We start from the raw sequence: 26001 nt of genomic DNA on the forward strand, positions 1-26001 counted from the left end.
TATGCTCTTTGTTTCCGAATGTGAAAATCCCTTGCTTTTTACGCACAACAGGATAATACACCACGGTAATTAAGGGAAAACTCTACAATATTTTTTTAAGAGGATTTGCATGAAACGTTGGTTGCAAGGAAGTTTAATAGCTCTCTGTTTATTACTCACACTGCCTTGTTGTGCAGCAAAAAGACGCTCTCATTATCTAAAAGACTCCGGAAAACCTACAATTCGACAAGTGAACACTTCAGGGGTTAACTGGGAAAGTTATTCCCATGCTGTTGAACAGTCTAAAAAAGACAATAAGCCTATAGGTTTATTTTTCACAGGTTCCGACTGGTGTATCTGGTGTATAAAGATGCAGGATCAAATTTTCCGTACTCCTGAATTTCAGAATTATGCGAGGGAAAATTTACACATGGTAGAGTTAGATTTTCCACAATCTAATAATCAGTCTACGGATGTGAAACAGCAGAACCAAACTTTAAAATCCAAATATGGTGTAAATGGATTCCCAACGTTAATATTCATTAATGCTGATGGAACTGAGCAAGCTAGAATGGGATTTGAGTACGGTGGTGGCGAGAATTACGTGAAGAAAATCAAAGCTGCTTTGCATAAAAAATAGTAAATCTCTTCTTAAAGAATTTTAGAGAGGAGGTCTTCCTCTCTGAAGTTCTCTTTTTCTTTTAATTAAACATTCATCTTTTTTGTTGTTTTTGAGAAAATCTCGATCTTACAGTGAACTTTTAATACTCTCCTTTCTTCGGATAGCATCGAATTTTTTATATCGTAGATTACGTTTCTGAAAATAGAGCAATCTTTGGAGAATAAGAAATAGGCAAAAGGATTTAGAAAAAATGTCAGAAGCTGAATACCTAACACAAGAAGATTTTCTCCAAAGAAGTAATAAACTCCAGGAAATATCTGATTTAGGTATCCATCCTTATCCTTATGAATTTCCAGGAACAAGTAGTGTTGAGGAAATTAAAAACGAATATGCCTCTCAGACTCTTGGAAATAGTGAAGATGCTACGAATAAAAAGACTCCTAAGGTAAAAATCTCAGGACGTATGGTGCTCTTTCGCTCTATGGGAAAGAATGCTTTTGCTCAAATCTTAGATAATGATCAAAAGATTCAAGTCATGTTTAATAGGGATTTCTCTTCGGTTGCCGGTCTCACTGAAGATGCAGAGATCACCCCAATAAAATTTATAGAGAAGAAGCTTGATCTTGGAGATATCTTAGGGATCGAAGGGTACCTATTTTTCACACATTCTGGAGAACTCACTATCCTTGTAGAAACTGTCACTTTGTTGTGTAAGGCTTTGATCTCTCTTCCTGATAAACACGCAGGATTGAGTGATAAAGAGATCCGTTATAGAAAGCGTTGGTTAGATCTGATTTCCTCTGATGAAGTTCGTCAAACTTTCTTAAAAAGAAGCCGTATTATCAAATTAATCCGTCAATATATGGATGCTCAGGGATTCATAGAAGTAGAAACTCCTATATTACAGAATGTCTACGGTGGTGCTGAAGCCACACCTTTCATAACCACTTTAAATGCTTTGCATTCAGAAGTGTTCTTAAGAATTTCCCCGGAGATTTCTTTAAAGAAAATTCTTGTTGGAGGAACTCCGCGTATCTATGAAATCGGTAAAGTATTTAGAAATGAGGGGATCGACAGAACCCATAATCCTGAATTTACCATGATTGAGGCCTATGCAACTAATGTGGACTATCATAGTGTCATGACCTATGTAGAAAATCTTGTTGAATACTTGGTCTGTGCATTAAATAATGGTAGTACTGTTTTGACCTACTCACATTTGAAACAAGGACCACAGGCTGTTGATTTCAAAGCTCCTTGGATTCGTATGACTATGAAAGATAGCATCAAAACATATGGAGATGTAGATGTTGATCTTCATGCAGATCATGAATTGCGTAATATTTTAAAAGAGCGCACTTCATTACCTGAAGAATCTTATGCAACGGCACCAAGAGGCTTATTAATCGCAGCGTTATTTGATGAGTTAGTATGTGATAAATTAATAGCTCCTCACCATATTACAGATCATCCTGTAGAGACCACACCTTTGTGTAAATCTTTACGTTCCGGAGATGCGGATTTCGTAGAGCGTTTCGAAAGTTTTTGCCTAGGGAAAGAACTTTGCAATGCCTATTCAGAATTAAATGATCCATTACGTCAAAGGATACTTCTAGAAAAGCAAATGGAGAAAAAAGCTTTAGATCCCGATAGCGAATATCATCCTATTGATGAGGAATTTTTGGAGGCCTTATGCCAAGGAGTTCCTCCTGCAGGAGGATTTGGAATAGGGATTGATCGTTTAGTAATGATTCTTACTGATTCGGCCTCTATTCGTGATGTTTTATATTTCCCAGCTATGCGTCGTTTAGAATCGGAAAATGACTAAAGTTTTTTTACTTTAGGTCCTGATTTAGCATCTTCAATAACGTAGCCTAAAGAAGTAACCTGATCTCGAAGAGTATCTGCTTGTTTCCAATTTTTTTCTCTGCGAGCAATTTCTCGTTCCTCAACAAGTTGCATCACTTCATCAGGGATTTCTAGATCAGTAGAGAAAGGAATTACACCAAGTACAGTGTCAATTTCTCTCATAATGTCTAAAACATAATTGGCATCAGCTTGAGTGAAGTTTGCTTTATCAATTGTTGAGTTCGTTTGATGGATAAAATCAAATAAAGCTGCGAGAGCTGTTGCTATATTTAAATCATTAGCAATAGCCTCTGAAAAAATTTGTAAAAATACTTTTCCCTGCTGGGTTATATCTCCCGAAATTTTTGAATTTTCTGGATAAGGATTTTCTAGTCGGGAAATAAAATCACGTAAACGTTTTAATGCCTGACGGCATGCAAGTAACCCCTCTTCTGTGAAGTTTAATTGCATTCTATAATGGCTCTGCAAGAGCATGTAACGGATTTCTTCTCCAGAAAATCCACGATCTAATAGATTTCGTAATGTGAAAAAATTTCCTAAGCTTTTCGACATTTTTTTCCCATCAACAAGAAGATGCTCGGAATGGAGCCAATAACGAGAAAAAGGCTTATGAGATAGGGATTCTGATTGGGCGATTTCATTTTCATGATGGGGGAAAATATTATCTACACCACCTGCATGAATATCGATAGAAGAACCTAGAAGTTCCATAGCCATGATAGAGCATTCGAGATGCCATCCTGGACGTCCTTTACCAAAAGGACTTTCCCAGTAAATAAGACCATCTCTCTTTTCATCATATGCTTTCCATAATACAAAATCGGAAAGGTTTTCTTTATCATATTCATCAGAGGTCACCCTAGAGCAACATTGTAAATCTTGTAATTTTAATTGAGATAACTTGCCGTATGTTGGAAATTTTTCTATGGAAAAATATACAGAATTATCCTGACCTACATAAGCAACGCCATCATCTAAAAGTGTTTTAATGGCTTCAATCATTTGAGGAATATAATGCGTAGCGTGGGGGTAAACATCCGCAGGTAGGATATTCAGCGTGGCAACATCTTCAAAAAAAGCTTGTATATACGGAGCTGTATAGGCATCCAGAGAGATGTTTTTCTTACAAGCTCCCGCTAAAGTCTTATCATCTACATCTGTAATATTCATAATGTGTTTTACAGAGTATCCGAAAAACAGAAGAGTTCGCTTTAGTAAATCTTCAAATACATACGTGCGGAAGTTCCCGATATGAGCATAGTCGTACACTGTAGGGCCGCATGTATATAGTTTCAAAGGATCATTCGAAGAAGAAAACAGCTCTTTCGTTCTCGATGCTGTGTTATACAAATAAATATTTTGTTTATTTTCGGATGATTGTCTCATGTATAGACTCTCAAAGGTTCTAGATTTTTACCGGTGAGAGCGTCGACTAGGCTTATGTCAGAGTGCTATACTAACGCCTCAATATGAAAGAAGAGTATATTTTCTTGTGACTTTAACATAAGATCGTTTCCCGATCCACGGTTTTTCTATAGAACACAATGAAGGAATTAATAAATTAGGATTATTTAAAAGAAGAATTAATCTAAGGATTTTACGCATAAATATTCCTAGGAAATACATGATTATCTAATCCAATAGAAAGTTATGTTTGATTGTAGAAAAGATCAAAACTTTTAAGTGGTGTTTTTTATTTCGTTTTAATAAAAAAAAGACTATACAACAAGAATGGTTGATAGAATGCCCTGAGAGCATTCTGTGACGCCTAAATAGAACGAGTTGCGTCCTATTCACTCGGAGAAGGAGAGGAAGCCCATGATCCTATTACAGATTATGAAGAAATATTCTTTGAAGCAACTGAAGGTATTAACAACGTTTCTATTAGGTGCAAGTTCTGTAAGTTTGCATGGCGTTGTTCATGAGAATTCTTCTAAGCTTGTTTGGCATATAGATTATAACGAGGCTGTGAAAAAAAGCCGCGATTCTGAATTGCCAATGTTAATCTTTTTTTCCGGTTCCGATTGGAATGGTTCATGCATGAAAATTCGTAAAGAGGTTCTTGCCTCTTCAGAATTTTCCAGAAAGGTAAATGGTAATTTTATATGCTTAGAAATAGATTTTCCTAGGCATTCATCACAAAGCGAAGCACTACGCACACAAAATACCTATTTAAAAACTAAATTCAAGATTGATGAGTTCCCCTGTCTTCTCCTACTCTCTCATGAAGGAAGAGAAATTTATAAAATTGGTTCTTTTGGTAATGAAACCGGAGAAAATTTAGGCGAGAGTCTATGTCATATCATTGAAAGCGACTTCTTAATAAGTAATGCCTACCCAGTTATTCATACACTGTCCATGGAAGAGCTTCAGAAGTATTATCGGCTTTCCGAAGAACTTTCACGAAAAGATTTCATGGCAAAAGCTTTGGAATTAGGTGTACGTAATGATGATTACTTCTTCTTGTCAGAAAAATATCGTCTTCTTGTTGAAGGCGGAAGAATGGATTCTGAAGAATGTCAGAAAGTAAAGCGCAAGTTACTCAATAAAGATCCTAGAAATGAAAAACACACTCACTTTACTGTTGCTTTGATTGAGTTTCAAGAATTGGCTAAGAGATCTCAAGAGGGCGTGCATCAGGATCCCAGTCAGGTAATCGCTCCTCTAGAATCTTATTTAGCAGAGTTCGGTCAGCAAGATCAGGAAAATGTTTGGAGAATTGAGATGATGATTGCTCAATTTTACTTAGATTCTGATCAATGGAAAAGTGCTTTGCAGCATGCCGAAGTTGCATTTGAAACAGCACCTAAGGAAGTGCGGTCTCACATTTCTCATTCTTTGGACTACATTCGACACCAGTCGTAGGCTTATTTTTTGCTAGCTTGCTATTGAGTGCTTCTGGAACTTGTTGGGTAAAATCTTGAAGTAACTCTTCAAATTTAGGTTGTTGTTTGTTTTTAGGCATAACAACAATTTGACAAGCTGGAAGAGAATGACGTTGCTGACGAAAAGCTTCACGCACGATCCGTTTAAAATAATTTCTTTTGTGTGCCTTCCCAAACTTTTTTGACACAGTTATCCCCAGCTTGCAACATCCAGAATATTTGGATGGAGCAACATGAAAAATAACCTGACTACCTTGGCAATGGGACCCAGATCGCGAAATATAAAGAAACTGCTTTCTCTTTAATACACGAGCATATTTGGGTAAGGTTGATCTCTGCACAAAAAAAAATATTTTATAGATCGACTAGATTATGTCTGCCGTGGCGACGACGACGATTCAGTAAATTTCTTCCGTTTTTTGTAGCCATACGAGTGCGGAAGCCCACAGAATTTCGACGCTTTCTTTTGCTAGGTTGATAAGTCCGTTTCACAGTACCTTCCTATTGGTTTCTAAGCTTTCCTAGTCTATTGAATGACTGCACTAGAAAAAACTCTTCGTAAGTTTATAAAATTGGGTTAATAAGATCAAGAGAACTAAAGAGATTCTCTCATTTGATGATAGAACTTATCATCTACCTAAGTCTGCTGTTGTCAAAAAGTGTCAAAGGGGTTAAATTGGTTCCTTTTAGTGATATTCCATAATTTAGAGTGTCTTTCTCTATAATTAGAGAAGGCCATTAGGGTATAGTTTTCATGAAAGTGAGTTCATCCATCAAAGCAGATCCTTCAAAAGGAGATAAGCTTGTTCGTCGTAAAGGGCGTCTTTATGTTATTAATAAAAAGGACCCTAATCGTAAGCAACGTCAAACGGGCCCTGCGCGTAAAAAGTAATTCAATAAGTTTTAGGTAAGAACGCATGGCGAAAAAGTCAGCAGTAGCGAGAGAAAATAAGCGCCGACGATTAGTAGAGGCGAACTACAAGAAAAGAACCGAGCTTCGCAATATAGCAAAAAGTTTAACTGCTAGCGAAGAAGAGAAAGAAAATGCACGTACGGCATTGAATAAAATGAAAAGGGACACAGCTCCGATTCGTTTACACAATAGGTGCTTGTTAACAGGTCGTCCTCGTGGTTATCTAAGAAAATTCGCTATCTCTAGAATTTGCTTCAGAGAAATGGCTTCCATGGGAGAGATTCCTGGAGTTATCAAAGCAAGCTGGTAGAATTTCTAAAATTGCATATCTATCACTAGAAATGAGGTGTTAAAGATTTTATTAGAGTTACTTAAGAATCTTTAACGCTTCGTTAAGTTCTGGGATATTTCTCACTCTTTCCCAATTCTCCATTCCCTTTTTCCAGACCCAGATATCTTCAGGGTTTGTATTGTCCGCCGCATGTCTTTCTTTGTCTCTGAGAAATAGAAGGAGATCTTCTAAAAACATAGGGCCAACATTTTGTTTTTCTTTATTTAGGTAAAACCATTTTTCTGTATCTCTAGGCACCTGATCAACAGGAGGCGGGGATGAAATAACAGAGGGATCTTCTAAAATAGAGTGCAAAATATTGTTAGATGGTTCGTTATCATCAGAAGATGGAGTAGAGTCTTCGTTCTTTGAGGGGAGATCCGGAAGAATAAGGAGAATAATGATCCCGAAGAATCCGAAGCACATTCCCGCAAGAAACCAACCGATTGGATTACGATTTTTTTTAACAGCCAGGTAAGCGGCTAAAAACCCTAACAGAATGTAAATCAAAAAAAAAGAAATAGGTAGCATTGAGGGTAGCATATTAACCGCTTGACCATTAGACTAATCACTAGCGCTTATTATTTCTATAGAGTACATTTCTCGCTAGCGAAATAGGCACATAGGAGGAATATGGATAAGCAGAATTTAAAATTAGATGTAAAAGAAATTGAATTTCCAGAGACTGTATTCAGCCGTGATATAGAGACTCGTGTAATTCAAGTAATTATTTTACATTGTTTAGCTAAAATCAACGGGGTTTCTCTTTTAGGGGGAAATTTAATTGATACTTTGTTTGGTAGAGATATCGAGAGAATGAAGGGAATCTATGTAGAACAAGATTCTAAAAATCATTTAGTAAAGGTTCGTGTCGAAGTAAACGTTGATTATGGTGTTTCTATACCAGAAAAAACTGAAGAAATTCAGGGATGTATAGTTTCTGAAATATCTGAATATACAGGTCTTCACGTAGCTTCTGTTCATGTGATCATTAAAGGGCTAACTCAGCCTAAGGATCGTTCTGAATCGGAAGATGAATTAGAAGAATTGTGTGTTGCAGATCTACCCTCAGCAGAGGACTTCCTAGAGGAAATAAAAGAAGAAGTTGAAGAATAATATTTTAATCTAATCTTCAATAATCTTTGTTTTCTCAGCTTGCTTAGCCAGCAATTGTTTAATGTCTTTTTTCGTTAGCCCAGGGATAGTTTCAAGCTCTCCCTGGGAGGCTTTCATAACTTGTTTCCAACTTTTAAATTTTTGCAATAAACGCTTTCTTTTTACCTCGCCAATTCCTGGAATTTTTTCTTGGGGTAATAAAAGATCTTTATGGCGTTTTTTACGGTGTTTGCTGATTGCAAATCTGTGTGCTTCATCACGGAGTTTCTGGAAGAATTGTAGAAGTTTTGATGTTGGTGGCAGCTGAACTCCTTGAGGGAAGGTATCACAGAATAATTTTTCATTTCTTAATGAACCGCTATGATTACTTGCTTCTTTAGCTATGGAGACAATCTGAATCCCTGTAAGATTGAGTTCTTTTAATGTTTTCTTTGCCTGAGAGTATTGTGTGCGACCCCCATCTATAACAATCATATCAGGAAGAGAAGAGGTAAGAGAGCTAAATCTACGGGATAGTACTTCATGAAAAGCTGCTAGATCATTATGTGCAGAAGAAGAGATAGAGAATGTCCTGTAATTTCTAGGAGATAAAGCATCGTTTTCGTAGACAATATAGACTCCGACAGCATGAGAGCCTTGTAGATGAGCATTATCATAGCATTCTATACGATAAGGGTAGTCTGGAGATTTCAGAATTTTCTTCATCTCCTCATAAGGTAGAGTAGAAGATTGTATAGCTGTTTCTGCATGTATCTTAGCATTATTCTTAGCTAAATTTAATAATTCTTTACCATAACCTGTTTTTGGAGAACGTAGCTGTGGTGGTGCATCTTTATTTAATAGATATGGAAGATCAGGGATATCTAAAGGAATGGGAGTAAGAATTTCTTTGGGAGTCTGCAGTTGATTTGCATAGTATTGTAAAATAAAGGAGGAGAGTAAATCAGTATCTTCCTGAGCATTTTCTGAAAATGGGAAATGGCGAGCCCCAAGTAGTTTCCCTGAACGTACTGTTAATACGGTAATAACTGTTTCCTGATGTTTTCTATACAAACCAATAGCATCAATATTCTGGAAATGGAACTTTTCCACATGCTGTTTTATCATAGCTTGTTGGATAAGTTTTAACGTGCGGTAATAGATTCCGGCTTGTTCGAACTTTTGTTCTTGAGATGCCTTCTCAATGGATTTTTCTAAATCTTGAATGATTTCTGAGACTTTACCTTTCAAAAATAGCACAGCCTTCTCTAAAGTCTCTTCATATTCCTTATGAGAACATAAATTCACACAAGGTGCTAAGCACCGTTTCATCTCATAGAGAATGCATGGACGTTTTCTTGAAGCAAATTCACGATCGGAACAAGTGCGTAGGGGAAACCATTGACTGATAACTTCTAAAAGAGTTCGACAGGCTTCTGCGCTCACATAAGGGCCAAAAATTATTTGTTTTTTTGAAGACGTAACTGCTTTCGTGCGGATAGCATCTATTTTCGGCCAAGGATGTGTTAAAGATATCGCTAGACAGAAGAAGGTTTTATCATCTTTTAAAAGCACATTGTATTTTGGATGATATTTTTTTATTAAATTATTTTCTAAAAGAAGAGCTTCAGTTTCATTAGAAACTAAAATGGTTTCTATATCAGTTGTTTTCTTCATTAAGAATGGGATTCTTTCTCTGGAATCCCCTTGTTTTTGAAAGTATGTTGTTATGCGATTGCGTAAGTTTTTTGCTTTTCCGATATACAATATCTCTCCGGAGCTGTCTTTCATTAGATAAACACCCGGAGATGTAGGAATGAGTTTCGGAGTGAAGTCCTTTACATGCATAATTAAAACAACGTGAGTTGCTGCACTTTTTCTTGTGTTTGTTTAGAGGTTGTTTCCGGACCTTCTAATTGGCGTAAGATCTGTTGTGCTCTCGATATCACACAAAGAGGGAAGCCAGCAAGTTTCGCAACATGTATTCCAAAACTTTTCTGGGAATGTCCTTTAAGAATCTCATATAAGAATATGGGCTGCCCACCATTTTCTCTCACACCCGCATGGAAATTTTCTACATGAGGGCAATGGTTCTCTAAATCCGTGAGTTCTTTGTAATGCGTAGCAAATAAGGTTTTAGCTTTTTTACTTTCAGTGAATAGTAGATATTCTACAACAGACTGTGCAATTGCCAAACCGTCATAGGTACTCGTTCCTCTGCCAACTTCATCAAGAATAACCAAAGAACGATTCGTAGCATTGTGTAGAATATTAGCAGTTTCTGCCATTTCCACCATGAATGTTGACATCCCTTTAGATAGATTATCCCCCGCACCTATACGCGTGAAGATCTTATCAATCATTCCAATATGTGCTGATCTGGCAGGTATGAACGATCCCATTTGTGCCATGATGACAAGTAAAGCAATTTGTCGGATATACGTAGATTTTCCTGCCATATTCGGCCCGGTGATCAAAATCATTCGTGTTCGTGCGCTATGCATTTTTATATCATTGGGGATAAAAGTCCCCTTGTCTAATAAAGTCTGTGCAACGGGATGAATTCCCCCCGATATAGATAAAGAATCGCTAGTATCTACAATAGGACGGCAATAATCATATTCTGCTGCAAGATCAGAAAGAGAAAGAATGTAGTCTGTATCTGCTATTACTTGAGACAGAGAAAGAATAGCGTCACGTTGTTCAAGAATTTGCGAACATAAATCTTTAAATAGTTGAGTTTCTAATGCCTGCAATTTATCGGAAACATTAAGCATATCATCTTGAAATTCTTGTAGCTTTTCTGTTGTAAAACGTTCAGCATGAAGACGTGATTGCCGACGGATAAATTCTTTAGGTAATAAAGGAGCAAAATCACTGCTTACCTCTATATAGTAGCCTAAAACTTGGGAATAGCAGACCTTAAGCTTTTTCACTCCTGTTTGTTTGCGAATGGTCTCCTGGTATTGCCATAACCATTCTTTAGAATTTTCACGAGTGTAGCGTAAACGTTTAAGATCAGGATGGTGATCATCGGAGAAAATATTTCCTTCAGAAATTCTTAAAGGTAGTTCCCCTAGAAGTGCTTCGGAGAGTAATTCCAAAAGAGAAGCTATACCAATAGCGGGTGTGAATTTTCCTCGGAAGAATTCTGGTAAAGGTAAAGGGGAAAGTACCTCACAAACACGTATACTTGCATTTAATGAATCACGAAGCATGCCCACATCTTTAGGACCCGCTAATGCAGTGGTAATCTTCGTAGTTAAGCGTTCTAAATCGCGTATTTGAGAGAGAAAAGATCTTAGATTTTTTCTTAATCCTGAGCGGTTCAAAAGAAACTCAACAGCGTCCTGACGCAGTAAAATTTCTTTTTGATCATAAAAAGGATTTACTAAAGTATGGCGTAGTAGTCTACCTCCCATAGGAGTACAAGTACGTTCCATAACATGTAAAAGAGAGCTCTTACCTTGAGGATCATGAATAGGAGTTAGAAGCTCAAGGTTCACTTGAGATGCCGTATCTACGAGTAGGTGTTTTTGATGGCCGTGTACTTTAGGTATGGAAATATGTTCTATGGGTAAAAGAAGTTTATCCTGAAGATAGGAAAGTAGAGCTCCGGCTGCATTAATAGCGGGAACTAGACCTTTGAGCCCAAAACCATCCAAGGAAGACACATTGAAGTGAGAAGATAACTTTTGCGTAGCAAACTGATGTTCGAAAGCCCAATCTGAATAGGTAGATAAAGTAAGTTTTAAATGTTGTTGGATTTGTTCTATGATATCAGTATGTTTTTTATAGAATTTGTCACAGCTTAGAATTTCTATAGGAGCTAGACGACAAATTTCATCAATAAGATCTTTCATATTGTCGTATTCTTGTAATAGAAACGCACCTGTAGAAAAATCTAAACATGAAAATCCAAATAGAGCACCAACACGATTGATAGAGACAATATAGTTATTTGCTTTTTCGGGAAGCAATGAAGAGGAAAGCAAAGTTCCTGGAGTGACAAATCTTTGTAATTCTCTAGACAGGGGTTCGGATTTTCCTTTATTATCTTGTACTTCATCAAGCTGCTCAGCAACAGCGACTTTAAAACCTTTACTCACCAAGCGATCTATATATCCATTTATTGTGGATACTGGGATTCCACTCATAGGAATTCCTTGTCTTTGTGTGAGAGTAAGATCTAAATTTTGAGAGAGCAAAATCGCATCATCATAGAAAGCCTCGTAGAAATCCCCCATGCGAAAGAGAAGGAGAGACTCTCCAGCTTGCTCCTTGCATTGATGCCATTGTTTCATCATAGGTGTAGGTTTTTTTGATGTCATAGTTCTTCTTTTGAGGAAAAGTATTACCTAGAGATTAACCTAGTCGAGTAGACGACAGCGCTTAGAAATGGTGTCGTTCCATAAATTCAATAACTGCTGGTTAGATTAGCAAACTCATGTAAAAGACCATAGAGATTTTGCCGAATTTTCCTACGTGTTAGCCCACTAGATTACTACATTTATTCTTCGGGATCAAGATGGGTTTCGTCTAGAGTTTTATTGGTCATTGATCCATAAAACTAGCTGTCTTCCTTTTAATGCAGTGAATGTGGCATAACCAAGGAACAGCCAAGCTTATAACTTATGTATACAGAAGAAAGTTTAGATAATCTTAGACACAGCATTGATATTATCGAAGTGCTTTCGGAACATCTCCATTTAAAAAGAAGCGGAGCTACCTACAAAGCGTGTTGCCCTTTTCATGTAGAGAAAACACCCTCCTTTATTGTCAATCCGACAGGTGCTTATTATCATTGTTTTGGTTGTGGAGCTCACGGGGATGCTATTAGTTTTTTGATGAATCATCTCGGGTATTCATTTAGTGAGGCTGTTCTTACTTTATCAAAAAAATTTCATGTAGATCTTGTTATTAAGATTAAGGATACGCAATCTCCGTTCCCGACAGGTGTTAAAGATGAGTTGCGCCAGATTAATAGTGAGGCAGAAAAACTCTTTCGTTTTTGTTTGTATCAGCTTGCTGAGGGTAGAGACGCTTTGCAGTATTTGTATCGTCGAGGATTTTCTCCAGATACTATAGAGCGTTTTCATTTAGGCTACGCTCCAGAACAGACATTGTTCATCCAAGCAATGCGAGAAAAAGATATTTCTGAAAAACAACTCGAAGATGCAGGTTTTATAGGAAATAAATGGTTTTTATTTTCTCGTAGGATCATTTTCCCTGTACACGATTCCCTAGGACATACCATAGGATTTTCATCAAGAAAGTTTTTAGAGAATACACGGGGAAGTAAATATGTAAATACTCCTGAAACTCTTATTTTCAAGAAGTCGCGAGCTCTTTTTGGGTTACATCTCTCTCGACGAAGAATAGCAAAAGAAAAACGCGTTATTTTAGTTGAAGGCCAAGCTGATTGCTTGCAGATGATAGATTCGGGGTTTAATTGTACTCTTGCAGCTCAAGGAACCTCTTTTACCGAGGATCACGTAAAAGAGTTAAGCAAATTAGGAGTCCTTAAAGCTTATTTACTTTTTGATGGTGATGATGCTGGAGTGAAAGCCGCCATTCGTGTTGGAGATATGTGCCAGACAGTAGGTATTGCTGTTATGGTCTGTCGTCTTCCTAAAGGTGAGGATCCCGATTCCTTCTTAATGCATAAGGGAGCAGTTCTTCTCGGAGGGTTATTAGATCAAAGTGAGGATTACCTCACTTTCCTTATTAGTGAAAAAATTCGTGTTTATCCAAATTTTTCTCCAAGGGAAAAAGCACAGGTAATTGAAGAAGTTATTACACAAATTAAAAAATGGGGAAATCCCATTGTTGTATACGAACACCTTAAACAATTAGCTTCTCTGATGATGATTCCAGAAAGTATGGTATTTTCCTTAGCAAAATTAGAATCAGGAATCACACCGACTAAAGCTCCCGTAGCTAGTAAAGGGAAACTCCCAAAAATTCATTCTGATGTGATTATTGAAACTGATGTTTTGCGCTGCATGCTATTTTGTAAAACTCATAATATCAGTATCCCTCATACAGCGAAAAATTACTTCTCAGCTATGGATTTCAAACATCCTGAATGTAGGAAGCTATTTTCCCATCTGATTGAATATTATGAAAAACACCATAGCAACCTTCCTTTTGACGAGGCTTTATCCCTATTAGAAGATAAGATAATCATAGAGCTTTTGATAAAACGACGTATGAATACCGACTGTCTTGAGGCTGTATTTATACAATCTTTACAAAAACTAGCAGATCGTCAGTGGAAAGAACAACGTCATCCTCTCGCGGGGCTATCGAAGAGCTACCAGGAACAAAAGCTCTCTATTCTCGAAGACTATGTCCGTCTACGCAAAGACAGGGTCGTAGTGACTCTCCTAGATCCCCAGGAGTGTTAGTCTCTCGTATTTAGTTCTATTTTGATGTAAAATAGTAATTATTAACTATTTGTAAAGATTGAACAATTAATAAGTTTAATATAAAATATTGCCTTGTTAATTTATTAATTTGTTGGTTTTTATGAGAATTTTCAAGTTTCTTTTACCAATACTTGCTTGGGCTTTATGCTTCGGGGGTGTGGTAACAGAGTCGAATCATACCCGGGGTATTATTGTTTCGGAAGCTATGGGATTAGCGGCTGCGCGTTGCAGTTCTTTAGTGAATCGGGCTAGTGAGTTTGCTCAGGCTGCAGGCTTTGGTTATGGAGCTTCTGTTTTACTTCAAGAATGGCAAAATCAACAAGCAGTAGAGCTAGAGACATTAATATCAAGAAATGGTGTCATCTAGAGTATACTCGCATATTTTGTAATATTATTTTTACAAGTAGTGATTTTATATCCCCGTTATTTTATCTTTGCTTGCGCGATGTCGGAGAGACTAATCGTTGATTGGAAATCCTTAATCCGGCGTGTTTTGTGAATTTTGATAAGCGGGGAATAGATTTATGCGTTTTTATTGCTTTGTCCTTTTTTTATTAGTATCTATATCTACCTGGGGAAAAGAGTCACCTTTAAGAGGTCAGGAAGATATTGTTTCTGATAGGTTTTCTCCCCCACAGTATGTAGAACTTTCTAATGGCCAAAAGGTGTATCACTCGTACTACGGTGCTTTAGAAGATGCTAGAGATAGCGGTAAGTGCTGTATATTCGTGTACTTTAATCCAAATTCTGAACGAGTGTGGACAGATATTACTCAAAGAGACGTTTGTTTCCCTGTTGATTTAGCAAATGTATGCAATATTGTTGTTATGCAGCCAGGCCTGATTAGCTCTAAAGATTTCTATCCTAAAATGGATCCCATGATTTTATACATGGCAGATTTTCAGGATCGTTTTTGGGAGTTAGATCTTCGTGGTCCTTGTGTGGTTCTTATTACCATAGATGCTAAAGGCCTTGATAGGGTACAAAGAGTTCTTACTATTCCCACCCCAATTTCCATCGATTCAAAATCATAAATTCTTATGTTTTAGCATTATCAGGCGGTAATTTGTTATGCGCCTGATAATTAATCACATAAGTTCTATTTTCATTTTTTTTAAATTAGATAATCTAAGTTGTTATTATTTTAAAATTAGAATGCACTATCCTTAAAACTAAGGCTTTGCTATCCTTTCCTCCAATGTTTCACAAAAAACTAGCAATGGAGGTGCCTCATGCACATCTTGTTATCTATATTTGCACTATTGTTAGCCCTACCAGCAATTGGAGGAGAAACTTCTACATCATTGAAAGATGAAGAAAGCGATCAGCAGATCGAAGATCTCTCAAGGAAACACCCTTCTATATTTTACTCTTACAACGATGGCCTAGTAGGGGTAAGACAAGAAGGTAGAAATACTATGATTGTTCTGTACAGCGATGAGGATACAATAGCTTTTCAGTCATTGTATACTATGGCAATAAGTATGGAAGAATCGGTTCTCAGTAAATATGCCAAATTCGTCGTGTTAAGCCCAACGGGTATTAATTTGTTAATTTATCCCCCGGTTCCTGATCCTATGCTTGCTGAAATTGCAGTATTTAAAAAGGAATTTCCGGAAGTTAAACATCTCAAAGGAACCTACCTAATTACGATTTCCGTTACTAATAATGATGAAAAAATTATGGATATTGCTCCCATCGATGTACCTTTGGAAAATTCTATAAAACCCATTATTTCTGTACATTAGTAATAAAAAATCCTTTTCCCACCGATATCCCGAGATATAAATTTTAAAATCGGGATATCTTTTTTCTATGTTTCCTGATACCGTGGTAGTCATTTTAATTGGGAAAAGTAGTTTTATGCGTATCTTATTAGCTTTATTATCATGTTTGTTACTGCCATGTCAGCTTATTCAAGCTACTGAAGCAACAACTTGTCCTGTAATTTTAGAAAGTTCCGATTTTCATGTTTTCGAAGACTATGACGAAGCTCTAACACATGTCCAGAAGGAAAATATTCCTTTAATTATTGTTTTGATGAGTAATACTCACAAAGAGGTGTTAGATGAACTTATCAAAGATGGATTAAGTCTTGATGATTTCTTTGGATTTTCATTAGAGCATATGGCGGCTATAGTTGTTTTACAGCCTCAAGATGGGGATGAGAAAGATTCCTCTCTGATTGAAGATTTCAAGAATAAATTTCCTAGTTCAGAATTTCCTGAAAATTCTGGAACCTTCATATTAACTATCGTAGTTGATGGAGATCAGGAAACACTTCTAGATATCACTGAACTTGATCTTTAAGATTATGTATCGAGATGACGAAAGTGAGAAAAGTGGCCATAGACAAAATCTATAGAGCCACTTTTTTTATGCCTAGAGATAGTTTTATATTTTTAATGCCTCCCAATGATAAGGAGAAAATTTCTCCATAGCTGTCAGCAATAGATGAATACGTAAGTTTTTCAACGCTTCATCTCCACTAGTAACATGTACTTCATTTAAGAATGTATTGATGCTATCAGTAAGTTCTCCAAGACTTAGGAAATAGTCTTTTTTACTATCCTTTATTTTTACAGACGCATCAAAGTGATCAAGGGCTGCTTTAAGCCGAGATTCTTGCATCTCAAGTTGAGCCGGTATATGTGTGCTAGAGAATTTCAAAGAGGCTAAGATTTTTTTCAAACGATTATGGGTCGTTGTGATTTTTTCAAGAACAGTTCTTTGACTATTTTTTATACTCTGAATTGCTTTTGCTGATTTTATGATCTCTACAGGATTCTTCTCAGAAGTATCAGAAAATACAGTAGCAATTTCATCTTTGCTAAATCCTAAAGAAGCCATGAAGGTTTTTAATCTTCCCCAGATGAACGCCAAGATATCACGGATAATCGCAGGTTTATCCCAGGTGGTTTCTTGAATAGTGGATGGGAAGTTATCTGCCAGATGATGTAAGAGATTCTCGAGATTTAAAGACGCTTCTGAAGCATGTAATAATGTAAGAATCTCTAGAGATTGACGACGCAAAGCATAAGGATCGTGAGATGAAGTAGGCCGTAGGTCCAATATGAAACAAGAAAGTAAATTATCAAAACGATCTATGATGCTTAATAACGTTCCTGTAGTGGAGATTGTTTGACCATCAGTAATATGACGTAAATGTTCTCCCACTGCTATTGCAGCTGCATGGGATAGCCTCGCATGTTTTAGATAGTATTCTCCCATGATTCCTTGTAATTCTGCAAATTCATTAACAACAGCGGAGACTAGGTCTGCTTTACAAAACTCTATCGCTGTTGTTATATCTTCTTGAGAGGATAAAGGCATAAGTGGATAAACAATTTCTTTATGAGCTTTTAGTCTTTCTACTTTATCATAAAGGGAACCTAGAGCTTCAAAGTAGGTAACAGCTTTTAGCTTGTCCACGAAGGTAGCTAATGACGTTTTCAGATCCTGAGCAAAAAGAAAATCTCCATCGGTAAGGCGAGGAGTTAGGGCTTTTTCATTTCCCTCAACGATAATGTCGTTAGGACAATTATCGCAGACTAAAATAAACTGATTAGTAATCTCTCCCGAAGTGTTTTGTGTGGGGAAATATTTTTGATGATTTACCATTTCAGCGATTAACAATTCCTTAGGTAGTGCACAGAACTTTTGATCAAACTGCGCGCATGTAACAAAAGGATGCTCAGTAAGAAAAACCGTCTCTTCGAGTAAACGAGGATTTGCAACAGGAGAAATATTGTCAGAACTATGTGACTTTAATCCTTGTTCAATGATTTCTCTACGTTCCTTATGTGAGACAATCACACAAGCATCACGTAAAGTGTCGACATAATGTTCACAAGAAGGAATGGAAATTTCCCTTGGATCTAATTGTCGATGACCATATGAGGTGTTCGAGGCTATTACTTTCCCAAAAGAAAAAGGAAGAATAGATGTTCCATATAAGGATACTATCCAACGAATAGGTCGTGCGTATTCTACACCACTATCGTCATAGACCATCTTCTTAGGGAATTTCATAGACTGAATTAATTTAGGTAATTCACTAGCTAAGATTGTCGCGGTATCTTTACGCACTTCAGGATATAGAAGGAATAGATAATTTATAGAGTTGATCTCGCGGATCTCAAACAGAGAGTATTGAGAGAGCTCATTGTAATGACGGATAGGCACATTATGAGAAGCAAAAAATTGTTCTCCTTGCGTAGTAACATTCCCAGAATCACTAAATAACGAGGAGACTATAGGACCTTTCTTCTCAACAGCTTTTTGCACAGCTGTAGGCTCTAATTTGTAAATTAATAAAGCAAGTCTCCTTGGAGATCCTAAAACCTCTAAACTCTCGTAACCAATGTTATAATCAGACAAAAGCTTCTTAGCTAAAGATTCTAATTGTTGAATACCAATAGGAACAAAAGTTGCCGGCAACTCCTCAGAACCAATTTCTAATAAGAAATTTTCTGCTATTGTAATTTTAGGGCAGGGAAGAAACTGTGGAGTTGTATTTTTGTGAGTATGCCACTTGTGTAATAATGGATAATTTAAAGAAGCTCGCCACTCTACATAACCATCAGCAACGGCACGGGCTAATTGACGGATTCTAGTAATATAACGGGTGCGTTCTGTAACAGAAATTACGCCCCGAGCATCAAGAATATTAAAAGCGTGAGATGCTTTGATAACGAAGTCGTAGGCAGGAGCTGGGAGTCCTCGATCTAAAGTAGCAAGTGCCTCTTGAGCGAAATCTTCAAAATGTTTTAACCACATTTGCGTATTCGCAACATCAAAGTTATACTCGCTCCAAGCTTTTTCAGAAGCTTGGGTAATATCTCCATAGGTGAGCTCATCGTTCCATAATACATCAAAAATAGAGCTCTTCTTTTGTAGATACATGGCAATTCTTTCGATCCCATAAGTAATTTCCCCACTAATTGTATCGAGAGGCTTACTCCCTATAGCTTGGAAATAGGTTAGTTGGGTAATCTCCATGCCGTTTAGCCATACTTCCCAGCCTAATCCCCACGCACCAATCGTAGGGTTTTCCCAATCATCGTGAACGAAACGAATATCATGTTCACGAAGGTCCAAGCCAATAATTTGCAAAGACTCTTTGTATAAAGAGAGAAAGTTTGTGGGGACAGGTTTAAGAATTACTTGTAGCTGATGGTAGTTTTGTAGACGGTTAGGATGCATACCATAACGACCGTCTTGAGGGCGCCTTGAAGGTTCTACATATGCAGTTTTATAGGGTTCAGGTCCTAAAGCACGCAAAAATGTTGCTGGATTAAATGTCCCTGCACCTACTTCTAGATCATACCCTTGATGAATCACGCACCCCTGTTCACTCCAGAACTGCAAAATTTTAGCAATCATAGCTTGTAAGGTAAGAGGTTGTGGCATAGTAAAACTCCGATCAAAAAAATAGGGCTTGAAAAATTTACGATTATTTCCACGATAGATGGCGTTTGAAAATATAAATTTTTCCTAAGAATAAAGGAAAAGATACCACTACAAATAAAAACAAACAATACTAAGAGAAGAACTAGGAGATATCCTGTAGGAAAAATAATATCTCCAAAAAATAGTTTTTTTACATTATAACATTCGGAACTTGCGCTCTAATTCTTATCTATTTAATTTGTCTTTTAGGCTTTCGTTTAGTGCTGAAGTTCCGGTTTAAGTAATTTTTTTGATAGAGGTATGGGGTGGGACTGCCTAATTATCTAACTTTTTCCCGGCTATTTATAACGCCAATTTTCATGCTACTCTATCTTAAAGGAAAGTGGCTTGGAATTACTCCTGTAGTTCTTCCATATGTTCTACTTGCCCTTTTAGGTCTCTCAGAGCTTACTGATGCTATTGATGGTTACATAGCTAGAAAGTTTTCTCAAGTTACAGATTTGGGAAAACTTCTTGATCCTATGGCTGATAGTATTTATCGAATTTCTCTGTATTTGACGTTCACTCAACCGCCAGTAAATCTTCCTCTAATTCTTGTATTCATTTTCTTGGCCAGAGATTCTGTAATTAGTACATTACGTACCGTATGTGCTTTTCGAGGAGTTGTTCTTGCTGCTAGAGCGAGTGGAAAATTAAAAGCTATTTTACAGGGTGTCAGTTTTCTATTAATTTTACTTGCTATGATCCCGCATTCTTTAGGAATGATCTCTGAGGGAGATTTGGAGCTTTTTGCATCAGTAATAGGGTCTATAGCTGCTATTTACTCTGTGTGTTCAGGAGCTGAGTATTTCTGGGTGAATAAAAATCATGTACTGCAAAGAGGAAAATCCAAATCCAGCGATCACAATAAGGAATTGTAGACTCCTAGATAATGCATCGCCATTGTCGTTAATCCTGATGATCGAAGCATACCTTCTTCTACAAGTTGGAACCATACGTCAGGTTCATGTCTATAGGTAGTAACCGCTAAAGATAACATGTGGAAGAAATCATTGAAGTTATCCGCATATGAGAAAGTGAAACCGTTAACTCCCGTTGCAACAGTATCAGCGAGACCTCCGGTAGATCTAACTAAAGGTACTGTTCCATAACGCATTCCAATAAGTTGTGTGAGACCACAGGGCTCAAAATGAGAAGGAATACAAATCATATCTGCAGCCCCATAAACTAATCGGGCTAGAGGATCATTATAGTCTAAGACGATCCGAATATTTGGAGAAGTGGTTAATGACTCTTGTAAATTTGTAAATTTTCTTTGAATTTCTAGATCATAGCACGTCCCTACGATGATTAAAGTATAGCTATTTTCCATAGCATGGAGAATAGCTGCTTTCATAAATTCGGGGCCTTTCTGTTCTACAATGCGAGAGATTACGCACATTAAGGGAGAATATTCAGAAGAGAGTCCTAGTTTCTCATACAAGGCTGTCTTGTTTTCGTCTTTCTTCGTGAATAAAATATCAGGAGAATTAAGTAATTCCTTACCGTAGTTCACAGCCAAAGAAGAATCTGTTTCAGGATTCCAGCTGTTTTCATCTATACCGTTTAAAATTCCACAGAAAACATGACGTCTGGCCATGATAGCATCATGCATCTCATAATCAGAATAATCATTAAGAATATCTTGAGCATATGTAGGGGACACAGTTGTAATGTAGTCCGAACAATATAAAGCGCCCTTCAGTAATATACTCATCTGAGGATCTCTATATAACTGGTAATTACTCAATCCGAAATCACTGATTCCAGATGCTCCAAGTAATTGTGTGCTGCAATAGCCTCGATAACTAAAATTATGAATTGTAAAAATTCTCTTCGGATAATGTGGGAGATTAGGTTCTTTTAAAAGGCCTGCTAAGAGTCCCATATGCCAATCATGCATGTGTACAATATCTACATGATCTAATTCTCGAATATAGGCTGCAGCTGCAGCTGAAAAAGCGCTGAAACGTAGCGTATCGTCTTCGGTATAGATAGTCGATGTTGAAAATAGGTCTAATTGTGAATCTAATTTAATTGTCGTAAGAATCATCCCTTCATAAGAATAGGAAACTGAAGAGGCGTTCTGTTTTCCTAAAAATTCATAAGAAAAAACCTTTTCATTAAGTACTTGAGAAGAGAAAGAAGGGGTGATTAAGGGAAAGAAGGGGAGTAATACTTCAATGTCATGATGTTCAGATAATGCTTTTGATAAACCATAGACAGCATCACCTAATCCACCAGCTTTAAGAAAAGGAGCGAATTCTATTGCAGCTTGTATGATTTTCATGATTTTCTCTTTTCATGGCTTCTTTATGTGTCATAGCAAGCAAAGAATAAAAATCACAAGACGAAAAGGCCCATTTTTTAACGAAATAGTTTGACGTTATGGTAAAATTCTTAAGGACTTTGCGATTTTCCTATTTTCAAAAACTGAAGATTAGATAAACTGTAACCTGATACTGGGGTGTAGCCAAGCGGTAAGGCAGCGGTTTTTGGTACCGTGCATCGGAGGTTCGAATCCTTTCACCCCAAGGTTTCTTTGTTATTTCTTTTTTTTATTATCCACGTCATTTTTTACTGTTTTGTTAAGGAAAATCTCATTTTAGGGAAAAGATTGACTTTTTCCGAGATAGAGCTATAATTTTGCCTCGAAAACTGTTCAGATATATGTTCTAGACATGACAGTCGATAGTCCCTAGCAAAACACATTTTAACTCCGGGAGTGAGTGTTTGGCGTAGGGTTCTTTTAGCTCAAGATTATGGAGAATAGCACATTATGGAGCTCGTAGTTACAAGTCGCGAGACTGATAAAAAATCTTTGCTTAAAAAAATTCGTCAAACAGGAGGGATTCCTGCTGTTATTTATTCTGGCGGAAAGAGCTTGGCTAATATCGTTGTTGACGCTCACATATTTAGTAAATTTTTATCTGGCCTAGAAAGTGGTGCGCTCTCTTCTACAATTTTTTCTTTATCTTACGAAGGTCGTATAATTAAGGCCCTAGTTAAAGATATTCAATATCAAGTTACCTCGTACCAAGTGATTCACTTAGATTTTGAAGAACTGATAGAAGATCGTGATGTAAAATTAAATATTCCAATTCGCTGTATTAATGCTGTGGATTGTGTCGGCGTTAAATTGGGTGGATCCTTAAGACAAGTTATCCGTGCTTTACGCGTCGTATGTAAACCTAAAGATATTGTACCCTGCTTAGAATTGGATGTTCGGTCGTTGGGATTATCTCAGACAAGAAAGTTGGCTGATATTAATATTCCTGCAGGACTCCGTCCTGTTACTTCTTTAAAGGAAGTTGTTGTAACAGTATCTAGAAGATAATTTTAATTATGACGATGCTGATTGTTGCCATAGGAAATCCAGGGCGTCAATATACGTGGACGCGGCATAATATAGGATTCCTTTGTGCGGACAAGCTACTCCAAGGTTTTCCTGGAGCTCAATTTAAAGAAGCACGTAAATTATTTTCCGATATTGCCAAAGTAGAATCACCGCAAGGATCTATGGTTTTTATTAAACCTAAGACTTACGTTAATCTAAGTGGTAAGGCCGTCTCAGCAGTTAAGGAATATTATAATATTGCTACGGACCGTATTTTAGTTCTTGCTGATGACGTGAATCAACCTTTTGGTAGTGTGCGTCTTCGCCAAAACGCCGGTGGAGGTGGCCATAAAGGCATAAAAAGTATCACGCAAAGCCTAGGTTCGAATGATTATTGGCAGTTGCGTTTAGGTGTAGGTCGACCTCAGAGAGAAGATATAGAGTTGTCAGACTTTGTCCTAGGACAGTTCACCGAAGAAGAACAGATTAAGGTGCAATCTTTATTTATCGAGGCCAGTGCATTATTTTCCCAATGGTGTTCTGGAGATCAAACTGCCTAGGGGATCCCATAAGTAATTTTTGTAGACTGGGATATCTTAGGGAAATAAACTACTCTAGCTATGTTTAGGAGTTTTTAATGAAAGAAAAAACAACCCAACTTTACGAAGGGGCGTATGTATTTAGTGTTACTCTGAGTGAGGAAGCTAGACGCAAGGCTTTGGAGAAGGTAACTTCAGGCATCACAAATTATGGTGGTGAAATTCTAAAAATTCATGATCAAGGACGCAAAAAATTAGCGTATACTATTCGTGGAGCTAGAGAAGGCTACTACTATCTCATCTATTTTGCAGTAGTTCCTGGAGTAATAGCCGAACTATGGAAAGAATATCATCTTAATGAAGATCTTCTAAGATTTTTAACCCTTAAAACTGATGCGGTTAAAGAAGTTTTAGAATTCGCATCGTTACCAGAATAATTTTTTAAGGAGAAAACATGAATAAGCCTGTTCATAATAATGAACACAGAAGGAAGCGTTTTAATAAGAAATGTCCTTTTGTTTCCGCAGGTTGGAAAACAATTGATTATAAAGACACAGAAACTTTAAAAAAATTCATCACGGAAAGAGGTAAAATCTTACCTAGAAGAATTACAGGTGTCTCTTCCCGCTTCCAAGGTATACTTACCCTAGCTATTAAGAGAGCACGTCATATAGGGTTTCTACCTTTTGTAGCAGAAGATTAATTTAGAGGAAGAGAGACAACATGAAACAACAACTACTTTTACTAGAGGATGTTGATGGTTTAGGTCGTAGTGGCGATATCGTAACCGCACGTCCTGGATATGTCCGTAACTATCTTATGCCTCAAAAGAAAGCCGTCATAGCTGGAGCTGGAACTTTGCGATTGCAGGCGAAGCTGAAAGAAGAACGGTTATTACGTGCTGCAGAAGATAGAGCGGAATCTGAAAAATTAGCAGAAGTTCTCAAAAATGTTATTCTTGAATTTCAGGTCCGTGTAGACCCAGATAACAACATGTATGGTTCTGTCACAATTAGTGATATTATTGATGAGGCAGCTAAGAAAAATATTATTCTTACTCGTAAGAATTTCCCACATTCTCATTATGCAATTAAGAATCTCGGGAAAAAAAGCGTGCCTTTAAAACTTAAAGAAGAAGTTACCGCAACTTTGTTTGTTGAAGTGTCTTCTGAAAGTTCATACATCACCGTTCTTAATCAACAGTCAGTTCAAGAAGAACCTACTGCTGAAGAATCAAACTAGGCATTTAAGGTGAGGAGCATACTCCCCACCTATAAAAAATTGGTTTTATGGATTTTTTCTCTCCAGCAAAGCTCAATCTATTTTTAAAACTTCATGGTAAAACTGCTCGTGGTTTTCATGAAATGACAACGCAGTATCAAGTTATTGATTTCGGCGATGATCTATGTTTAGAAAGTAGTGATGAAGATACTCTTATTTGTAATCTACCAGAATTAAGCACCCCTCAGAATCTTATATGGAAAAGTCTTCAGATTTTTAGAGACTATACGCAGGTAAATGATCCCGTGACCTGGCGACTGCATAAACGCATTCCCATAGGGGCTGGTGTAGGTGGCGGTAGCAGTAATGCTGCAACAGCACTATACGCTTTAAATGAGCATTTCCAAACACAATTATCCAATAATGTTCTCCAGGAATTAGGGAAAAAGATAGGTATGGATGTACCTCTATTCTTTTCCTCAGGATCTGCTATAGGTATAGGCTGTGGTGAAGAAATCCTTCCTTATGAAGATTACAATTGTGAAGAAAGATATGTATTGTATTTTTCTGATCAAGGAGTACTTACTAAAGATGCTTTCTCTTATGTGCATTCTGAAGATTTTTCCTGTAGAGAAGAAGATATAGCCCTGTACACGAGAGAAAATGATTTAGAGAAGTCCGTATTTCGTTTTCGTAAGGACCTCGAAGAGAAAAAACAAATGCTAAAAAGGATGTGGAGTCCTTTTCATGCTCATGTTGGTATGTCTGGAGCTGGGGCAACCCTATTTGTAAGCTATCCCAGAAAAATAGAAACAGATCCTTCTGTAGTCAAATCTATCCATACAACTATCCAAAATAGTCACGGTCTGCTTGTGAATAGCCTACACAAACATAGTGATGGATGGTTTCTGAATCCCAATAATTTATTTACAGCAACAAGATAATAAAGTTCCTTCGGCAACGGAAGCGATCTTACTTGCTTCTACAGAAAGAGCGCTCTCGGCCTGGCAAACTTCATAAGGCTGATCAGCATTCTCTTGATCATGTGAAGATCCAAGAACACATGAAGAAGCAGCAGAAATCTTTTGAAGAGCTTTTTTAATCTCATCAGTATTGTTATCAGTAGTCAGTAGTGTAATTGTATGTGACATAATTAGACCCTCATCTCTTTCTTTTACTTATAGAAATAAAAAATTTTTTACAATTTCTTTCCCACTTTCTATTTTTGACGGAGAGAAAATTCTTGATCATTATCCTGACCTCTAGGAAAAGGTTTTTGAATCTTTATTTTTACTCAAAATATCTCTATTGCTAATTAAAAAATGAGC

The 26001-nt window shown here is 37.1% G+C and carries 27 protein-coding genes and 1 tRNA gene; 19 read left to right on the forward strand and 9 right to left on the reverse strand.

Annotation, left to right across the window (positions count from 1 at the left end):
- Positions 1-109 precede the first annotated feature (109 nt).
- Positions 110-619: a disulfide reductase DsbH gene (dsbH, locus tag O1W69_RS02425; protein ID WP_375793925.1), complete on the forward strand. Its 510-nt coding sequence runs from the start codon at positions 110-112 to the stop codon at positions 617-619.
- A gap of 232 nt (positions 620-851) precedes the next feature.
- Entirely contained in the window at positions 852-2429 is a 1578-nt protein-coding gene (gene lysS / locus O1W69_RS02430) for a lysine--tRNA ligase (protein ID WP_375793926.1), read from the forward strand.
- On the opposite strand, the gene cysS is transcribed toward lysS, so the two are convergent.
- Positions 2426-3856, reverse strand: a complete 1431-nt coding sequence (gene cysS, locus O1W69_RS02435; protein ID WP_375793927.1) for a cysteine--tRNA ligase — start codon at positions 3854-3856, stop codon at positions 2426-2428. The two genes, lysS and cysS, sit on opposite strands and share 4 nt — an antisense overlap.
- A gap of 432 nt (positions 3857-4288) precedes the next feature.
- On the opposite strand from cysS, the gene O1W69_RS02440 reads away from it, so the two are divergent.
- Positions 4289-5335: a thioredoxin family protein gene (locus O1W69_RS02440; RefSeq protein WP_375793928.1), complete on the forward strand. Its 1047-nt coding sequence runs from the start codon at positions 4289-4291 to the stop codon at positions 5333-5335.
- Here the strand turns inward: O1W69_RS02440 and rnpA are convergent.
- Together rnpA and rpmH are read right to left on the reverse strand one after the other, a co-directional pair.
- Positions 5277-5696, reverse strand: a complete 420-nt coding sequence (gene rnpA / locus O1W69_RS02445) for a ribonuclease P protein component (protein ID WP_375793929.1) — start codon at positions 5694-5696, stop codon at positions 5277-5279. The genes O1W69_RS02440 and rnpA overlap by 59 nt on opposite strands.
- 13 nt (positions 5697-5709) lie before the next feature.
- Positions 5710-5847, reverse strand: a complete 138-nt coding sequence (gene rpmH / locus O1W69_RS02450) for a 50S ribosomal protein L34 (RefSeq protein WP_020359129.1) — start codon at positions 5845-5847, stop codon at positions 5710-5712.
- Between the two features lie 262 nt (positions 5848-6109).
- On the opposite strand from rpmH, the gene rpmJ reads away from it, so the two are divergent.
- Positions 6110-6247, forward strand: a complete 138-nt coding sequence (gene rpmJ / locus O1W69_RS02455; RefSeq protein WP_117274580.1) for a 50S ribosomal protein L36 — start codon at positions 6110-6112, stop codon at positions 6245-6247.
- A 25-nt stretch (positions 6248-6272) separates the two neighbouring features.
- Positions 6273-6578, forward strand: a complete 306-nt coding sequence (gene rpsN / locus O1W69_RS02460) for a 30S ribosomal protein S14 (protein ID WP_375793930.1) — start codon at positions 6273-6275, stop codon at positions 6576-6578.
- Between the two features lie 57 nt (positions 6579-6635).
- Here the strand turns inward: rpsN and O1W69_RS02465 are convergent, their stop codons facing one another.
- Positions 6636-7142, reverse strand: a complete 507-nt coding sequence (locus O1W69_RS02465) for a DUF4339 domain-containing protein (RefSeq protein WP_375793931.1) — start codon at positions 7140-7142, stop codon at positions 6636-6638.
- Positions 7143-7232: 90 nt separating this feature from the next.
- On the opposite strand from O1W69_RS02465, the gene O1W69_RS02470 reads away from it, so the two are divergent.
- Entirely contained in the window at positions 7233-7715 is a 483-nt protein-coding gene (locus O1W69_RS02470) for an Asp23/Gls24 family envelope stress response protein (protein WP_375793932.1), read from the forward strand.
- Positions 7716-7724: 9 nt separating this feature from the next.
- Here the strand turns inward: O1W69_RS02470 and uvrC are convergent, their stop codons facing one another.
- Positions 7725-9542: an excinuclease ABC subunit UvrC gene (uvrC, locus tag O1W69_RS02475; protein WP_375793933.1), complete on the reverse strand. Its 1818-nt coding sequence runs from the start codon at positions 9540-9542 to the stop codon at positions 7725-7727.
- A gap of 2 nt (positions 9543-9544) precedes the next feature.
- The gene (gene mutS, locus O1W69_RS02480) at positions 9545-12025 is read right to left on the reverse strand and encodes a DNA mismatch repair protein MutS (RefSeq protein ID WP_375793934.1); all 2481 of its coding nucleotides are present in this window, start codon (positions 12023-12025) and stop codon (positions 9545-9547) included.
- A 303-nt stretch (positions 12026-12328) separates the two neighbouring features.
- Here mutS and dnaG point away from each other — a divergent pair, with 303 nt between their 5' ends.
- From dnaG to O1W69_RS02505, 5 genes are all read left to right on the forward strand, one after another.
- Positions 12329-14104 (forward strand): DNA primase, encoded by a 1776-nt coding sequence (gene dnaG, locus O1W69_RS02485; protein WP_375793935.1) that lies wholly within the window; start codon positions 12329-12331, stop codon positions 14102-14104.
- A 121-nt stretch (positions 14105-14225) separates the two neighbouring features.
- Positions 14226-14492 (forward strand): hypothetical protein, encoded by a 267-nt coding sequence (locus O1W69_RS02490; RefSeq protein WP_375793936.1) that lies wholly within the window; start codon positions 14226-14228, stop codon positions 14490-14492.
- 157 nt (positions 14493-14649) lie between these two features.
- Positions 14650-15159, forward strand: coding sequence for a hypothetical protein (locus O1W69_RS02495; protein ID WP_375793937.1), 510 nt, complete (start codon positions 14650-14652; stop codon positions 15157-15159).
- 198 nt (positions 15160-15357) lie between these two features.
- The gene (locus tag O1W69_RS02500) at positions 15358-15873 is read left to right on the forward strand and encodes a hypothetical protein (protein WP_375793938.1); all 516 of its coding nucleotides are present in this window, start codon (positions 15358-15360) and stop codon (positions 15871-15873) included.
- Between the two features lie 67 nt (positions 15874-15940).
- On the forward strand, positions 15941-16435 hold the full coding sequence (locus O1W69_RS02505; protein ID WP_375793939.1) for a hypothetical protein: 495 nt from the start codon (positions 15941-15943) through the stop codon (positions 16433-16435).
- A gap of 84 nt (positions 16436-16519) precedes the next feature.
- Here O1W69_RS02505 and O1W69_RS02510 read toward each other — a convergent pair whose 3' ends face one another.
- Positions 16520-19537, reverse strand: a complete 3018-nt coding sequence (locus O1W69_RS02510) for a glycine--tRNA ligase (protein ID WP_375793940.1) — start codon at positions 19535-19537, stop codon at positions 16520-16522.
- Positions 19538-19842: 305 nt separating this feature from the next.
- On the opposite strand from O1W69_RS02510, the gene pgsA reads away from it, so the two are divergent.
- The gene (pgsA, locus tag O1W69_RS02515; protein ID WP_375793941.1) at positions 19843-20457 is read left to right on the forward strand and encodes a CDP-diacylglycerol--glycerol-3-phosphate 3-phosphatidyltransferase; all 615 of its coding nucleotides are present in this window, start codon (positions 19843-19845) and stop codon (positions 20455-20457) included.
- On the opposite strand, the gene glgA is transcribed toward pgsA, so the two are convergent.
- Positions 20439-21866 carry a glycogen synthase GlgA gene (glgA, locus tag O1W69_RS02520; protein ID WP_375793942.1) on the reverse strand — a complete coding sequence of 476 codons (1428 nt, stop codon included), beginning with the start codon at positions 21864-21866 and terminating at the stop codon, positions 20439-20441. The two genes, pgsA and glgA, sit on opposite strands and share 19 nt — an antisense overlap.
- Positions 21867-22039: 173 nt before the next feature.
- Here glgA and O1W69_RS02525 point away from each other — a divergent pair.
- From O1W69_RS02525 to ispE, 7 genes are all read left to right on the forward strand, one after another.
- Positions 22040-22111 (forward strand) — tRNA-Gln (locus O1W69_RS02525).
- Positions 22112-22355: 244 nt separating this feature from the next.
- Positions 22356-22913, forward strand: a complete 558-nt coding sequence (locus O1W69_RS02530; protein ID WP_375793943.1) for a 50S ribosomal protein L25/general stress protein Ctc — start codon at positions 22356-22358, stop codon at positions 22911-22913.
- Positions 22914-22921: 8 nt separating this feature from the next.
- Positions 22922-23473 carry an aminoacyl-tRNA hydrolase gene (gene pth / locus O1W69_RS02535; RefSeq protein WP_375793944.1) on the forward strand — a complete coding sequence of 184 codons (552 nt, stop codon included), beginning with the start codon at positions 22922-22924 and terminating at the stop codon, positions 23471-23473.
- Positions 23474-23550: 77 nt separating this feature from the next.
- Positions 23551-23889: a 30S ribosomal protein S6 gene (rpsF, locus tag O1W69_RS02540; protein ID WP_375793945.1), complete on the forward strand. Its 339-nt coding sequence runs from the start codon at positions 23551-23553 to the stop codon at positions 23887-23889.
- 17 nt (positions 23890-23906) lie between these two features.
- Entirely contained in the window at positions 23907-24155 is a 249-nt protein-coding gene (gene rpsR, locus O1W69_RS02545) for a 30S ribosomal protein S18 (protein WP_375793946.1), read from the forward strand.
- Between the two features lie 20 nt (positions 24156-24175).
- Positions 24176-24694 (forward strand): 50S ribosomal protein L9, encoded by a 519-nt coding sequence (gene rplI / locus O1W69_RS02550; RefSeq protein ID WP_375793947.1) that lies wholly within the window; start codon positions 24176-24178, stop codon positions 24692-24694.
- 47 nt (positions 24695-24741) lie between these two features.
- The gene (gene ispE, locus O1W69_RS02555; protein WP_375793948.1) at positions 24742-25617 is read left to right on the forward strand and encodes a 4-(cytidine 5'-diphospho)-2-C-methyl-D-erythritol kinase; all 876 of its coding nucleotides are present in this window, start codon (positions 24742-24744) and stop codon (positions 25615-25617) included.
- Here ispE and rbp7 read toward each other — a convergent pair.
- Positions 25597-25824, reverse strand: coding sequence for a reticulate body protein Rbp-7 (rbp7, locus tag O1W69_RS02560; protein WP_375793949.1), 228 nt, complete (start codon positions 25822-25824; stop codon positions 25597-25599). The two genes, ispE and rbp7, sit on opposite strands and share 21 nt — an antisense overlap.
- Positions 25825-26001: the final 177 nt, after the last annotated feature.

This window comes from Chlamydia sp. 12-01, assembly GCF_042234205.1.
Classification (GTDB): Bacteria; Chlamydiota; Chlamydiia; order Chlamydiales; family Chlamydiaceae; genus Chlamydia.